Source organism: Pantoea sp. Z09, from assembly GCF_022394795.1.
Lineage (GTDB): Bacteria > Pseudomonadota > Gammaproteobacteria > Enterobacterales > Enterobacteriaceae > Pantoea > Pantoea latae.
This window is the reverse complement of sequence record NZ_CP092373.1, coordinates 909,873-924,184: the sequence shown is the minus strand read 5'-3', so window position 1 is coordinate 924,184 and position 14,312 is coordinate 909,873. Positions and strand designations below refer to the sequence as shown.

The window sequence follows — 14,312 nt, the reverse complement described above, 5'->3', positions numbered from 1 at the left end:
CCGCGATATACGCGGCCTGGCAGAGGGTTAAGCTTCGCTTTCAACGCGCAGAGCGTCGGGCGGCAGCGCAACCTTCAGGATGACGGGCTGAAAGGCGGCGCGGTCGCCCACTTTCAGCGACACGCCTTTGGCAACGATAAAGCCGCCGATGCCGCCGAGCAGCGCGCCGCAGGCCGCCGCCAGATCGCTGTGAAACAGCGCCTGAAACAGACCGGCCAGCAGAAAGAGCCCGAACAGCGGCGTCATATAGACCAGCAGCGCGGAGCCGAGCAGGCTGCTCTCTTTGATACCAAGCTCTATGCGCTGTCCCGGCTGGAGCGGCGTCGCGCTGGCAATTTCCATCACATGCGCGTCTTTCGGCCCCAGCTTGTTGAGCATATGGCTGCCGCAGCCTTTACGCGCTGAACAGCTGTTGCAGGAGGTTTTCGCCTCGGTATGCAGCGTGGCGATGCCATCTTGCCATGCCACCACCGTAGCCCATTCTCTCATCATCGTTGTGACCCCAAATCGATACTGTCCGCTATGCGTTTAGCCGTGGCCGGCGGCAGTTCGCCCACCACGGTAATTTCGCTATTATTGCGCACTTCGGTCTGTACCGTGCGACGTCCAGTGCGCAATGTCTGGGTGACGCTACTTTTATCGGCCGGCGTGATGTTAATGGCGAAGCTAAACAAACCGTCGCTGTAAAGGCGCGATTCTACAGTTTTATTCATCGCCGGGATGGCGCGACGACTCTGGGAAATCAGCTTCATGCCCGCCGGCACCCACGCGGGCTGCCAGCCGAGCTGCACTTTTTCCCCTTCCGGCACCGAGAGCGACGGCGGCAGACTGGCTTTTTGCAGCCCCTGCATAATATTGCGCACCCCTTCGTCGACCGCGAAGCTGATAACGCGGAACTGCTCCAGCGTTTCGCCGTCCCGATCGAGCAGATCGATACGCAGCGGCAGTTTGGTGTCCACGTCCAGCCACACCACGTAGCTGTAGCGCGTGCCGTCGCGGGAGACGATGCGGATCACCTCGCACAGCTGATCGGCGATGCGCGATCGGCCTACCGGGATAAAGTCCCAGGCGCTGGCGAGCTGCGAGAAGTCGGCGAAAATCAGCGACGGCAAAGCGTCGATGATGTGCTGGCCGGGAAGCGAGAAAGGATCGAGGCCGGGTTCGAAGTAGCTGATATCGCCGCCGCGCTGGATCACCTCGCGACGTGGGCCATCCATCTGCAACAGCTGCGCGTAAACGCGGTTATCGATCACCGCATGACGATAGCGCAGCGATTCAATGCCAATGCGTGAGACGTTGATATAGGCAAATTCGTAATTGAGGGTCTGGCTTGCCTGCTCCATCTGCTGTAACAACGCCCCGGACGCAGAGGTCTGCGCCGGGGCGGTAGATGACCAAAACAGGCTGCCTGCCAGCAGGCTAACGGCGCACCAAAGCTGCTTCATTACTGCTGCTGAGTACCTAAAGACTGGTTGCCGGGCACATTCGCCTGCGCCTGCTGCGGCGCGTTGGTTTCAAACTGCAGGCGATCGGAATGCAGACGGCGCTGCAGTTCGTAGTCCTGCAGCATCGCGTTGACGCGACGACGCTGCTCCTGCACCTGCTGGTTAGCGCCGCCGGTGTCGAACGCATCAGACGGCACGCCGAGGCTGACCGGTGACGCTTTGCCCATCATCGGCAGCGTGTTGAAAACCGGCGAATCAGACGGCTCTGCGGTGACGCCGCTCGGCTGATTGTAGTGCTGAACACCAACAATCACCGCCAGCGATACGCAGGCAGCGACGCCGACCTGAGTAAGCTGCGCGCCCCACGGGCCGAGTTTGCGCCAGAAAGGCATTTTCTCCACGCTGGCTGGCTCAGGCTGCGCTTCCGGGATCAGCGTCGTGACGTTACGCGCCGGCTCCTGTTCCATGGCTGCCGCAACGCGCGCAGAGATATCGAAGTGCAGCACGTCGCCCACATCGCCGCGCATGGTGTCGCGGATCAGATGGTAGCTTGTCCAGCGCTGTTGCAGCTCTGCATCCTGAGATAGTGCTGACAGCAGCGCGTTATCGAGCGCTTCGCCATCCATCAAAGCGGAAAGTTGTTCTTTCTGCATGCCTATGTACCCTTCCAGTAGCCGTTATCACTGACGTTGGATAAGCGGTTGAACCTTATTATCAATAGCCTCTCGCGCACGGAAGATACGAGAACGCACCGTACCCACCGGACAATCCATGATGACGGCGATCTCTTCGTAGCTTAGCCCGTCCAGCTCCCTGAGGGTGATCGCCATACGCAGATCTTCAGGAAGCGACTCAATGGTACGAAAGACAATTTGTTTCAGTTCATCTGACAACATTAAGTTCTCAGGGTTCGAAATTTCTTTTAACGCACCAGCACTTTCGAAATTTTCCGCATCGATCGCATCCACATCGCTGGATGGCGGTCGACGGCCCTGAGCCACCAGATAGTTCTTCGCCGTATTCACGGCAATGCGGTAAAGCCAGGTATAAAACGCGCTGTCGCCGCGGAACGATTCCAGCGCGCGATACGCTTTGATAAAGGATTCCTGAACAACATCAGGAACGTCTCCCGACGGAACATAGCGGGAAACCAGGCTCGCCACCTTATGCTGGTAGCGAATAACCAGTAAATTGAATGACTTCTGATCTCCCTTCTGCACCCGCTCAACGAGTACCTGATCCGTTAACTGCTCGCTCATCCGAGGTAATGTCTCCCCAAATTCTTTTAAATGCGTAAAGGAACTGCCAGCACATCTTCATGGTTCTGAGCAAGCATGCGCTTAGAGTCGTGGTGCGGCAAAAAGTTCACTTAACGCGCTGATGATGACGTTTCCGGATGCGCTGTCGTTTGTTTTTCGTTCTCAAGACAGTGTAATCCAGACTGCGGTTATCGCGCAGAATCGCAGGCAGAGTACCCTATGACGGCGGCTTTTTCATCTTTAAATCCGGCACAGGCGTCAGGTTTGATATAAAAAACACCTCTGAAAAGGCTGGCTCGCAAGCAATTGATTTATCAGCGTGATGCGAGAGATTAAATCAGGCGCAGCCGCTTTTTTGTTTAAAATACTTCACAAAAAGCGGTTGCCGGCATATTCTCGACCCACCCTTGTTTAGTAAATTAAACACTATGGCGCATTCAACCCTACCGGATTATCAGTGCGACGTTTTGATTATCGGCAGCGGCGCGGCGGGTTTGTCGCTGGCGCTGCGTCTGGCGGCGCATCATGACGTGCTGGTGCTCAGCAAAGCGCAGATCAGCGAAGGTTCGACGCTCTATGCGCAGGGCGGCATCGCCGCCGTGTTCGACGAAACCGACAGTATCGAGTCGCACGTGGAAGATACGCTTATTGCTGGCGCAGGGCTGTGCGATCGCGAGGCGGTCTCTTTTGTCGCCAGCAACGCGCGTCACTGCGTGCAGTGGCTAATCGATCGTGGCGTAATGTTTGATTGCGATCCGCAGGCGGCGGGCGATATGCGCTATCACCTGACGCGCGAAGGTGGCCACAGCCACCGGCGTATTCTGCACAGCGCCGACGCCACCGGACACGCCGTCGAAACCACGCTGGTGAGCCAGGCGTTAAGCCATCCCCGCATCCATATTCTTGAACGCGCCAACGCGGTCGATCTGATCCTCTCGGACAAGCTGGGCCTGCCCGGTCCGCGCCGCGTCACGGGCGCCTGGATCTGGAACCGCAACCGCGAGCGGGTAGAAACCTGCAGCGCGCGCGCCGTGGTGCTGGCCACCGGCGGCGCGGCGAAAGTTTACCAGTACACCACTAATCCCGACGTCGCCTCTGGCGACGGCATCGCCATGGCGTGGCGCGCCGGCTGCCGCGTCGCCAATCTTGAATTTAATCAGTTCCACCCGACTTCGCTGTTCCATCCGGATGCGCGCAGCTTTTTGCTCACCGAGGCGCTGCGCGGCGAAGGGGCGTGGCTGCTGCGGCCCGACGGCACGCGCTTTATGCCGGACTTTGACGCGCGCGCCGAGCTGGCGCCGCGCGATATCGTGGCGCGCGCCATCGACCATGAAATGAAGCGGCTCGGCGTCGACTGCGTCTATCTCGATATCAGTCACCAGCCGCCGGATTTTGTGCGTGCCCATTTTCCGACGATTTATCAGAAGCTGCTGACCTTTGGGCTGGATCTGACCCGCGACCGTATTCCCATCGTGCCCGCCGCGCACTATACCTGCGGCGGCGTGATGGTGGACGCGCGCGGACGCACGGATGTCGACGGGCTCTACGCCATCGGCGAAGTGAGCTGCACCGGGCTGCACGGCGCCAACCGCATGGCCTCTAACTCTCTGCTGGAGTGTCTGGTGTATGGCTGGTCGGCGGCTGAGGATCTGCTCCAGACGCTGCCGCACAGTGAGGCGCCCGGCGCGCTGCCGCCCTGGGATGAAAGCCGGGTAGACGATGCGGACGAACGCGTGGTGATCCAGCACAACTGGCACGAGCTGCGGCTGTTTATGTGGGACTATGTCGGCATTGTGCGCACCACGCGCCGCCTGGAGCGCGCGCTGCGCCGCATTAATCTGCTCCAGCAGGAGATTGACGACTACTACGCCAACTTTCGCCTCTCCAGCGATCTGCTGGAGCTGCGCAACCTGACGCAGGTGGCGGAGCTGATGGTGCGCTGCGCGCTGGCGCGCAAAGAGAGTCGCGGCCTGCATTTTACGCGCGACTATCCTGAGATGCTGCCTGAGGCGCGGCCGTCGATTCTTACGCCCGCTACATAAAGAGGTAGAAGTCGCGCGTCAGGCTGCACCAGGCTTCCGAGTAGTGGGTATCCTGATTGCGTATCGCCATCCGCTCCTGCAGGGTTTCGCCCGCGCTGGGCGAAAAGCCCAGCAGCACGCGATGCGGCGGACGATGAGCGTACTCCGCTACGTCGATGCGAAAGCGCAGATGCCAGCCCGCGTCTTGCGCCAGCGCCACCATCGTCTGCCCTGGCGCCTCCGGCAGCACCACGCAAAAAAATCCCTCTTCGTCGAGTAAGCGCGCGGCATAGCGCAGCAGGCTGGCATGGTCCAGCGTTGTTGTGGATCGCGCCGCGTCGCGTTCTGGCGTGGCGCAGGCGACGCCTGGTGGATAATAAGGTGGATTGCTGACAATCAGCGAATAGCGCTGGTCGCTGCTTTCGGCAAAGGCGGCGATATCCTGCTGATAAACATGGATGCGCGACGACCACGGCGACTGCGCCGCATTTTCCTGCGCCTGCTGCGCGGCGGCGACATCCAGCTCGACCGCGTCGATGGTCACCGCATCGGGGGTGCGCTGCGCCAGCATCAGCGCAATAAGCCCGCTGCCGCAGCCAATATCCAGCACGCGGCGCGCGCCAGCCACCGGCGCCCAGGCGCCGAGCAAAATCGCGTCGGTGCCCACTTTCATGGCGCAGCGGTCGTGCGCCACGAAAAATTGTTTGAAGGTAAAACCGTTTCTTTTTAACACTGGCCGCACCTGCGGCTTTTCCTGCGTCATACTCTGCAACCATTACCTTTTTTCCTGCCGTGCGGCAGCGGGTCAGTGTAACGTGACGGCAGCAGGAATACACGCAATGGGCTGACCGGCGCGGATTAACAGATGAAGATTGCGTACGATCTGTCTATAATCAGCGCCCCAAACTGAGGTAGACCATGACCGTAACCACATTTTCCGAACTCGAACTCGACGAAAGCCTGCTGGAAGCCCTGCAGGATAAAGGCTTCACGCGCCCGACCGCTATTCAGGCTGAGGCGATCCCGCCCGCGCTGGAGGGCCGCGACGTTCTGGGTTCGGCGCCTACCGGAACCGGGAAAACCGCCGCTTATCTGCTGCCAGTGTTGCAGCACCTGCTCGATTTCCCGCGTAAAAAATCGGGCCCGCCGCGCATCCTGATCCTGACGCCCACGCGTGAACTGGCGATGCAGGTCGCCGATCATGCGCGTGAGCTGGCGAAACACACCCATCTGGATATCGCCACCATCACCGGCGGCGTCGCCTATATGAACCATGCGGAAGTGTTCAGTGAGAATCAGGATGTGGTGGTAGCGACGACGGGGCGTCTGCTTCAGTACATTAAAGAAGAGAATTTCGACTGTCGCGCCGTTGAGACGCTGATCCTCGATGAAGCCGACCGCATGCTGGATCTGGGCTTCGCGCAGGATATCGAAACCATCGCGGGCGAAACCCGCTGGCGTAAGCAGACCATGCTCTTCTCCGCCACGCTGGAAGGCAACGCGATCAAAGATTTCGCCGAGCGTCTGCTTAACGATCCGGTGGAAGTTGAAGCCGATCCCAGCCGTCGCGAACGCAAAAAGATCCAGCAGTGGTACTACCGCGCCGACGATCTGGAACACAAAACCAAACTGCTGATCCATCTGCTGCAGCAGCCGGACGTTACCCGCTCTATCGTCTTCGTGCGCAAGCGCGAGCGCCTGCATGAGCTGGTGCAGTGGCTGCACGATGCAGGCATCCGCAGCTGCTATCTGGAAGGCGAGATGGTGCAGGCGAAGCGCACCGAGGCGATCAAGCGCATCACCGACGGCCGCGTCAACGTGCTGGTGGCGACCGACGTCGCCGCGCGCGGCATCGATATCGAAGATGTCAGCCACGTCTTTAACTTCGACATGCCGCGCACCGCCGATACTTATCTGCACCGTATCGGCCGTACCGCACGCGCCGGCCGTAAAGGCACCGCGCTGTCGCTGGTGGAAGCGCACGATCATCTGCTGCTGGGTAAAATCAGCCGTTATCTGAACGAGCCGCTGAAGCCGCGCGTGGTCGACGAGCTGCGCCCGGTCACGCGCGCGCCGAGCGCCAAAACCACCGGTAAACCGTCGAAAAAAGCGCTCGCGAAGCGTAAAGAGAAAAAAGAGAGCGAAGCGGAAAAACCGCGCGTGAAGAAGCGCCATCGCGACAGCAAAAACATCGGCAAACGCCGCAAGCCAAGCGCGGACGCGCCAGCCAGCAATGATGTGGAATAATTCAGCGCTGCTATAAAAAAATCGCCTCATTTGAGGCGATTTTTTTTATTTGTCCGGGGAAAACAGCCGTTATGCGTGACGCTAGCAGGCTAACGGTCAAAGGCGGCTTTCTCTGAAAAGCGCGTCACAGCAACGAAGTTAAATAATCACCTTAATCAGCAACATATATTTAACTTTCCGCTGAGCGCTTTTTCTGCATCCGGACAAACTTCTTTTCTTACAGGCTTTCGGTAAAGGTGCGCGTAATGACGTCGCGCTGCTGTTCCGGCGTCAGCGCGTTAAAGCGCACCGCATAGCCTGATACGCGGATAGTCAGCTGCGGATATTTTTCCGGATGCTTAACCGCATCTTCCAGCGTTTCGCGACGCAGCACGTTCACGTTCAGATGCTGACCGCCTTCAATACGCACCTGCGGTTTCATTTCCATCGGTACTTCGCGCCAGGCGAATTCGCCCAGCTCGCTGACGGCGACAACCTGATCTTCTTCATAACCCGCTTTCGCACACAGGCAGCGCGCTTCCGCTTTTTCGTCATCGATTAGCCAGAATGAATGCAGTAAATCAGGGTTATTGGTTTGAGTAATTTGAATGCCAGTGATCATAATCAGTTCTCCAGAACGTGGCGCTATCCTGCTCAGCGCGGTGAGTAAATCAAATTATCGCCCTGATATAACACTCGCTTCCTGCAGGGGTTTTGACCTCTATCAATTTTCACGCCGCTGGTTTTCGCTGCTAACTTCAATTTATTGATTCAGATAAATTTTTACTTAAAAAATATTTTGTAAATTTCAAATATTTTTTACCTTCAACCTGACGCGGTGAAGCGTTAAGCTGGCGACACCGATTTTAAGGAGGCAAACCATGACGGATAAACTGACCTGGCACGACGTGCTGGCCGAAGAGAAAGAGAAGCCCTACTTTACCGAAACGCTGAAGCTGGTGGCGAATGAGCGGGCGGCTGGCGTGACGGTTTATCCGCCGCAGAAGGATGTCTTCAATGCCTTTCGCCTGACCGAGCTGGGCGACGTCAAGGTGGTGATTCTCGGTCAGGATCCCTATCACGGGCCGAATCAGGCGCACGGTCTGGCCTTCTCAGTGTTGCCTGGCGTGCCGGTGCCGCCCTCGCTGCAGAATATGTATAAAGAGCTGGAGCAGGAGTATCCCGACTTCAAACGGCCGCAGCACGGCTTTCTGGAGAGCTGGGCGAAACAGGGCGTGATGCTGCTGAATACGGTGCTGACCGTGGAAGCGGGCAAGGCGCACTCTCACGCGCGCTTCGGCTGGGAGACCTTTACCGATAACGTTATCGCCGCCATCAATCAGCATCGCGAAGGGGTGGTGTTTTTACTCTGGGGATCGCACGCGCAGAAGAAAGGCAGCATTATCGACCGGCAGCGCCATCATGTGCTGCAGGCGCCCCATCCGTCGCCGCTTTCCGCGCATCGCGGCTTCTTCGGCTGCGGCCATTTCGCCGAGGCGAACGCGCTGCTGACGCAGGCGGGCGAGCAGCCCATCGACTGGATGCCGCAGCTGCCCGCCAGCTAAGAGGCCCAAAAAAAACGGCCGCATCACTGTGCGGCCGTCTGAGTCTCGTTGACTGCTTAGTTTTTCGCTTTCGCGACGGCAACCATCGCCGGACGCAGCAGGCGACCGTTCAAGGTATAGCCGCGCTGCATCACCATCATGACATGGTTAGGCGCCACGTCGTCTGACTCCATCATCGACATCGCCTGATGGATTTCCGGGTTGAACGGCACGTTGGTGTCGCCGACCACTTCCACGCCGAACTTGCGCACCGCGCCCAGCAGCGATTTCAGGGTCAGCTCGATCCCTTCAATCATCGAGGCCAGCTCAGGGTTCTCTTTATCTGCCACTTCCAGCGCACGCTCAAGGCTGTCGATAACCGGCAGCAGCTCGTTGGCAAATTTTTCCAGCGCGAATTTGTGCGCTTTCTCAACGTCAATTTCGGTGCGACGACGGATGTTTTCCACTTCCGCCTGCGCGCGCAGCTGAGCGTCGCGTACGCCGGTCTGCAACTGCGCCAGTTCAGCTTCCAGCTGCGCAATACGCTCATCACGCGGATCCACCTCTACTGCCGTCTCCGCTTCCTGAGGCTGTTGCTGATCCTGTTGAATTTCGTCTGAGACTTGCTCGTTTGGGGTGTTCTGTTCTTTACTACTCATGAATTTCTCCGCGTTTTGCACATTCATCTCGCCAGTCCGCTTATTATGGGGATCGGTTTGACGGTTTCAAGGGAACCCATCACATTGCCTTGCCGTTTTGGCTTATGAGGAAAGACCCACCAAATGAACAAACACTTTAACTGCATTGGTATTGTAGGCCATCCGCGTCACCCGACCGCTCTCACCACGCATGAGATGCTGTGGCGCTGGCTGACGTCCAAAGGTTATCAAGTGATTATTGAAAAGCAGATCGCGCAGGAACTCAACCTACAGGATGCCCAGACCGGCACGCTGGCGGAGATAGGACAACAGGCTGACCTCGCCGTGGTGGTCGGCGGCGACGGCAATATGCTCGGCGCGGCGCGCGTGCTGGCGCGCTACGACATCAAAGTCATCGGCATTAACCGCGGCAACCTCGGCTTTCTCACCGACCTCGATCCCGACAACGCGCAGCAGCAGCTGGACGAGGTGCTGCAGGGCAACTATTTCGTCGAAAGCCGCTTCCTGCTTGAGGCGCGCGTCTGCAAAGATGAATGCTCGCCGCGTCTCGGCCTGGCGATTAACGAGGTGGTGCTGCATCCCGGCAAAGTGGCGCATATGATCGAGTTCGAGGTCTATATCGACGAGGTGTTCGCCTTCTCGCAGCGCTCCGACGGCCTGATCATCTCGACGCCGACCGGCTCCACCGCCTACTCGCTTTCGGCAGGCGGCCCGATCCTCACCCCCTCGCTCGACGCCATTGCGCTGGTGCCGATGTTCCCGCATACCCTGTCGGCACGGCCGCTGGTGATCAACAGCAGCAGCACTATCCGGCTGCGCTTTTCCTCGCGCCGCAGCGATCTCGAGATCAGCTGCGACAGCCAGATCGCCCTGCCGATTCAGGAGGGGGAAGATGTGCTGATCCGCCGCAGTGAGAACCATCTGAACCTGATCCATCCTAAAAACTACAGCTATTTCAACACGCTGAGTTCAAAGCTAGGCTGGTCGAAAAAATTGTTTTAAATTCAGCGCGCCCTCTTTACTGGATAAAAAACCAGTTTATACTGTACGAAAAACCATATCTGTTTTTCTATACAGGTGATTCTATGCTGGCACAGCTGACCATCAGTAATTTCGCTATCGTTCGTGAGCTTGACATCGATTTTCAACGCGGTATGACGGCGATTACCGGTGAAACCGGCGCGGGTAAGTCTATTGCCATTGACGCGCTCGGTCTGTGCCTCGGCGGCCGCGCCGAAGCGGACATGGTGCGTCAGGGCGCCGCGCGCGCCGACCTCTGCGCCCGCTTCAATCTGAAGTCCTCTCCTTCCGCGCAGCGCTGGCTGGAGGAGAATCAGCTCGATGACGGCAACGAGTGTCTGCTGCGCCGCGTCATCAGCGCCGACGGCCGCTCACGCGGCTTTATCAACGGCACCGCGGTGCCGCTGTCGCAGCTGCGCGATCTGGGCCAGCTGCTGATTCAGATCCACGGCCAGCACGCTCATCAGCTGCTGCTGAAAGCCGACCATCAGAAACACCTGCTTGACGCCTACGCCGGTCGTGACGATCTGCTGCTGCAGATGCGCCGCGACTATCACGCCTGGCACCAAAGCTGCCGCAATCTGGCGCAGCATCAGCAGCTGTCGCAGGAGCGCGAGGCGCGCCGCGAGCTGCTGCAGTACCAGCTGAAAGAACTCAACGAGTTTGCGCCGCAGGCGAACGAATACGAACAGATTGACGAAGAGTACAAGCGCCTCGCCAACAGCGGACAGCTGCTCTCTACCAGTCAGCAGGCGCTGCAGCTGCTGGCGGACGGCGACGACAGCAACCTCAACAGCCTGCTCTACAGCGCGCGTCAGATGGTGACCGAGGTGGTGACGCTGGACGACAAGCTGAGCGGCGTGCTGAATATGCTGGAAGAAGCGGCGATTCAGCTCAGCGAGGCGAGCGACGAGTTGCGCCACTATGTCGACCGTCTGGATCTCGACCCCAATCGCCTCTACGAACTGGAGCAGCGCATCTCTCGCTATATCGCGCTGGCGCGCAAGCATCACGTCGCGCCGGAAGGCCTGGCGGAGCTGCACCAGCAGCTGCTGGCGGAAGCGGAGCTGCTTTCGCAGCAGGAGAGCGATCAGGAGAGCCTGCAGGCGTTAGTAAGCGAACACTATCAGGCAGCGCTGCACAGCGCCGAACGTTTGCACCAGCAGCGTCAGCAGTATGGCGCCGAACTGGAGCAGCTGATTACCCAGAGTATGCATCAGCTCTCTATGCCGCACGGCCGCTTCACTATCGCGCTGACGTTCAACGCCGATCATCTGACGGCAGACGGCGCGACGCGTATTGATTTCCAGGTCACCACCAACCCAGGCCAGCCTCTGCAGCCGCTGGGTAAAGTGGCCTCCGGCGGCGAGCTGTCGCGTATTGCGCTGGCGATCCAGGTGATTACCGCGAAGAAGATGGAAACCCCGGCGATGATCTTCGACGAAGTGGACGTTGGCATCAGCGGCCCGACCGCCGCCGTGGTCGGCCGTCTGCTGCGTCAGCTGGGCGAATCGACGCAGGTGATGTGCGTGACCCACCTGCCGCAGGTGGCCGGCTGTGGCCATCAGCACTTCTTCGTCAGCAAAGAGACCGACGGCGCCATGACCGAAACCCATATGCAGGCGCTGGACAAGCGCGCGCGTCTGCAGGAGCTGGCGCGCCTGCTCGGCGGCAGCGAAGTGACGCGCAATACGCTGGCTAACGCCAAAGAACTTTTAGCGGCATAACTACCGCACTTTCTTCCCGCTGCGTGGTCATATGCTTGCTCTGTCGATGTAGAGGTTTCCAATAGCGAAAAGGTTTATTATCATCGGCAACTTATGTCGCCTGAATAATAAAGCCTGCCGCAGGCAGAGTTCAGAATTTGATGGCAAAAAAACAGCCTGAGAAAAGGCGTTTGGCCCCAGAAAAGGAATGTAGAGATGCGCTGTAAAACGCTGACTGCCGCGGCAGTGGTAATGTTGATGATGACCGCCGGATGCTCCACCCTTGAGCGCGTGGTTTACCGCCCAGATATCAACCAGGGCAACTATCTGGTCGCCAACGATGTGGCGAAAATCCACAACGGCATGACGCAGCAGCAGGTCGCCTATACGCTGGGTACGCCGATGATGCGCGACCCGTTTGGCAGCAACGTCTGGTATTACGTGTTCCGTCAGGAGCCAGGCCATGAAGCTGTGAAACAGCAGACGCTGACCCTCACCTTCGACAGCAACGGCGTACTGACCAATATCGACAACAAACCGAATCTGACCACGTCGCGTGACTGATTGAACACGCAACAAAAAAGGCGCCGCTGGCGCCTTTTGCTTTTCTGACAACCGCGATTTACTTCTTCACGCTGGCCGAGCGCTCCGCACGCTGGCGACGCAGCTCTTTAGGATCGGCAATCAGCGGACGATAAATCTCTACCCGATCGCCTTCCTGTAGCGTGTCGCCCAGCTTCACCGGTCGGCTAAAAACACCAACCTTATTACGGCTGAGATCGATATCGCGACGCAGCTCAAGCAGGCCCGATGCGACGATCGCCTGCTCGACAGTGCTTCCCTCTTCCAGCGTGACCACGCGCTGATACTGCTTTTCCGGCAGCGCGTAAACCACCTCAACGGAGATCTCAGGCACTGTAGACCTCTTTGGCGCGCTGGGTAAAGGCCTGCACCATGCTGTTGGCCAGCTCTTTAAAGATGCGGCCGAACGCCATTTCTACCAGCATATTGGTGAACTCAAAGTCGAGGCTCAGTTCAACCTTGCAGGCGTCATCGCCCAGCGAGATAAACTGCCATCCGCCGGTGAGCTTGCGGAACGGGCCGTCGACCAGCTGCATATGGATGCGCTGATTGTCGGTAAGCGTGTTGCGCGTAGTGAAAGTTTTACTAATGCCCGCTTTTGAGACGTCTACCGATGCCGTCATTTGATTTTCAGACGATTCCAGCACACGACTGCCGGTACAGCCCGGCAAAAACTGTGGATAGGCATCCACATCGTTGACCAGTTGGTACATTTGCTCAGCGCTGAAGGGCACCAGCGCTGAACGACTAATCTGAGCCATAATGGTTCCTGTTCATCACAAAACCGCTGAATTGTAGCATTTCCAGCGATCAAACAAAAATTCCCCGCATTGAGAGGTGTGCTAGAATATCCCGTTTCCCGGTGCCCCGCTGGACAAGGGGTGCGATGGCCGCCTAAGTGATGTAAAATACGCCGCACTATGACAAAGAAAAAAGTACATAAACCCGGTTCTGCCACTATTGCCCTTAACAAACGCGCCCGTCATGAATACTTCATTGAAGAAGAGTTCGAAGCGGGATTGTCGCTACAAGGATGGGAAGTCAAATCGCTCCGTGCAGGTAAAGCCAACATCAGCGACAGCTATATTCTGCTGCGCGATGGCGAAGCCTACCTGTTCGGCTCTACCTTCCAGCCGCTGGCGGTCGCCTCGACGCACGTGGTGTGCGATCCGACGCGCAGCCGTAAGCTGCTGCTCAACCAGCGCGAACTCGACTCGCTCTATGGCCGCGTTAACCGCGAAGGCTATACCGTGGTTGCGCTGTCGCTCTACTGGAAGAACGCCTGGTGCAAGCTGAAGATCGGCGTGGCGCGCGGTAAGAAAGAGCACGACAAGCGCGACGACATCAAAGAGCGCGAGTGGAAGCTCGATAAAGCGCGCATCATGAAAAATCGCAACCGCTAATCGCTGGATAGTTGTGAAGTTTTTTGCTAGAGTAGTTGGTTCCTGGGGCTGATTCTGGATTCGACGGGATTTGCGAAACCCAAGGTGCATGCCGAGGTGCGGTAGGCCTCGCTAAAAAACCGCAAAAAAATAGTCGCAAACGACGAAAACTACGCTTTAGCAGCTTAATAACCTGCTAAGAGCCCTCTCTCCCTAGCCTCCGCTCTTAGGACGGGGATCAAGAGAGGTCAAACTCAAAAGAGATCGCGTGGATGCCCTGCCTGGGGTTGAAGCGTTAAATCCAATCAGGCTAGTCTGTCAGTGGCGTGTCTGTCCGCAGCTGCCAGGCGAATGTAAAGACTGACTAAGCATGTAGTACTGAGGATGTAGGAATTTCGGACGCGGGTTCAACTCCCGCCAGCTCCACCAAAATTCTTCAAAGATGATTACCAGAGTCATCCGTAGAAG

16 protein-coding genes and 1 other RNA gene are annotated in these 14,312 nt (G+C 58.0%); 8 read left to right on the top strand and 9 right to left on the bottom strand.

From position 1 onward, the window contains the following. Window positions 1-27: 27 nt before the first annotated feature. The 4 genes from rseC to rpoE are packed head-to-tail and all read right to left on the bottom strand — an operon-like array spanning window position 28 to window position 2,704. Window positions 28-492, bottom strand: a complete 465-nt coding sequence (gene rseC, locus MC269_RS04440) for a SoxR-reducing system protein RseC (RefSeq protein ID WP_239954163.1) — start codon at window positions 490-492, stop codon at window positions 28-30. Next, window positions 489-1,445: a sigma-E factor regulatory protein RseB gene (gene rseB / locus MC269_RS04435; protein WP_081142363.1), complete on the bottom strand. Its 957-nt coding sequence runs from the start codon at window positions 1,443-1,445 to the stop codon at window positions 489-491. Before rseB ends, rseC begins: the two co-directional genes overlap by 4 nt. Beyond that, complete coding sequence (gene rseA, locus MC269_RS04430) at window positions 1,445-2,098, bottom strand: anti-sigma-E factor RseA (RefSeq protein WP_239954161.1); 654 nt, start codon at window positions 2,096-2,098, stop codon at window positions 1,445-1,447. Before rseA ends, rseB begins: the two co-directional genes overlap by 1 nt. A gap of 27 nt (window positions 2,099-2,125) precedes the next feature. Further along, window positions 2,126-2,704 carry an RNA polymerase sigma factor RpoE gene (rpoE, locus tag MC269_RS04425; RefSeq protein WP_081142365.1) on the bottom strand — a complete coding sequence of 193 codons (579 nt, stop codon included), beginning with the start codon at window positions 2,702-2,704 and terminating at the stop codon, window positions 2,126-2,128. A gap of 428 nt (window positions 2,705-3,132) precedes the next feature. Here rpoE and nadB point away from each other — a divergent pair, with 428 nt between their 5' ends. Then, entirely contained in the window at window positions 3,133-4,746 is a 1,614-nt protein-coding gene (gene nadB, locus MC269_RS04420) for an L-aspartate oxidase (RefSeq protein WP_239954159.1), read from the top strand. Here the strand turns inward: nadB and MC269_RS04415 are convergent. Further along, window positions 4,739-5,488 (bottom strand): tRNA1(Val) (adenine(37)-N6)-methyltransferase, encoded by a 750-nt coding sequence (locus MC269_RS04415; protein ID WP_239954157.1) that lies wholly within the window; start codon window positions 5,486-5,488, stop codon window positions 4,739-4,741. The two genes, nadB and MC269_RS04415, sit on opposite strands and share 8 nt — an antisense overlap. A gap of 155 nt (window positions 5,489-5,643) precedes the next feature. Between MC269_RS04415 and srmB the strand changes: the two genes are divergently transcribed. Beyond that, complete coding sequence (gene srmB, locus MC269_RS04410) at window positions 5,644-6,972, top strand: ATP-dependent RNA helicase SrmB (RefSeq protein ID WP_239954156.1); 1,329 nt, start codon at window positions 5,644-5,646, stop codon at window positions 6,970-6,972. A 217-nt stretch (window positions 6,973-7,189) separates the two neighbouring features. Here srmB and grcA read toward each other — a convergent pair whose 3' ends face one another. Further along, the gene (gene grcA, locus MC269_RS04405; RefSeq protein ID WP_239954154.1) at window positions 7,190-7,573 is read right to left on the bottom strand and encodes an autonomous glycyl radical cofactor GrcA; all 384 of its coding nucleotides are present in this window, start codon (window positions 7,571-7,573) and stop codon (window positions 7,190-7,192) included. A 259-nt stretch (window positions 7,574-7,832) separates the two neighbouring features. Between grcA and ung the strand changes: the two genes are divergently transcribed. Continuing rightward, window positions 7,833-8,516, top strand: a complete 684-nt coding sequence (gene ung, locus MC269_RS04400; protein WP_239954152.1) for a uracil-DNA glycosylase — start codon at window positions 7,833-7,835, stop codon at window positions 8,514-8,516. Between the two features lie 56 nt (window positions 8,517-8,572). On the opposite strand, the gene grpE is transcribed toward ung, so the two are convergent. After that, on the bottom strand, window positions 8,573-9,154 hold the full coding sequence (grpE, locus tag MC269_RS04395) for a nucleotide exchange factor GrpE (protein ID WP_239954150.1): 582 nt from the start codon (window positions 9,152-9,154) through the stop codon (window positions 8,573-8,575). 123 nt (window positions 9,155-9,277) lie between these two features. Between grpE and nadK the strand changes: the two genes are divergently transcribed. From nadK to bamE, 3 genes are all read left to right on the top strand, one after another. Next, window positions 9,278-10,156, top strand: coding sequence for an NAD(+) kinase (gene nadK, locus MC269_RS04390; RefSeq protein ID WP_033754042.1), 879 nt, complete (start codon window positions 9,278-9,280; stop codon window positions 10,154-10,156). A gap of 83 nt (window positions 10,157-10,239) precedes the next feature. Continuing rightward, window positions 10,240-11,901 carry a DNA repair protein RecN gene (gene recN, locus MC269_RS04385; RefSeq protein ID WP_239954148.1) on the top strand — a complete coding sequence of 554 codons (1,662 nt, stop codon included), beginning with the start codon at window positions 10,240-10,242 and terminating at the stop codon, window positions 11,899-11,901. A 195-nt stretch (window positions 11,902-12,096) separates the two neighbouring features. After that, window positions 12,097-12,444: an outer membrane protein assembly factor BamE gene (gene bamE, locus MC269_RS04380; protein WP_081142376.1), complete on the top strand. Its 348-nt coding sequence runs from the start codon at window positions 12,097-12,099 to the stop codon at window positions 12,442-12,444. 58 nt (window positions 12,445-12,502) lie between these two features. On the opposite strand, the gene MC269_RS04375 is transcribed toward bamE, so the two are convergent. Both MC269_RS04375 and MC269_RS04370 read right to left on the bottom strand, forming a co-directional pair. Then, window positions 12,503-12,796 (bottom strand): RnfH family protein, encoded by a 294-nt coding sequence (locus tag MC269_RS04375; RefSeq protein WP_239954146.1) that lies wholly within the window; start codon window positions 12,794-12,796, stop codon window positions 12,503-12,505. Then, window positions 12,789-13,223 (bottom strand): type II toxin-antitoxin system RatA family toxin, encoded by a 435-nt coding sequence (locus MC269_RS04370; protein ID WP_033754055.1) that lies wholly within the window; start codon window positions 13,221-13,223, stop codon window positions 12,789-12,791. The genes MC269_RS04375 and MC269_RS04370 overlap by 8 nt, the downstream gene beginning before the upstream one ends. A 159-nt stretch (window positions 13,224-13,382) precedes the next feature. Between MC269_RS04370 and smpB the strand changes: the two genes are divergently transcribed. Then, window positions 13,383-13,865: an SsrA-binding protein SmpB gene (gene smpB, locus MC269_RS04365; protein WP_081142380.1), complete on the top strand. Its 483-nt coding sequence runs from the start codon at window positions 13,383-13,385 to the stop codon at window positions 13,863-13,865. 44 nt (window positions 13,866-13,909) lie between these two features. Beyond that, window positions 13,910-14,273, top strand: a transfer-messenger RNA (tmRNA) gene (gene ssrA / locus MC269_RS04360). The last annotated feature ends 39 nt before the right edge of the window (window positions 14,274-14,312 follow it).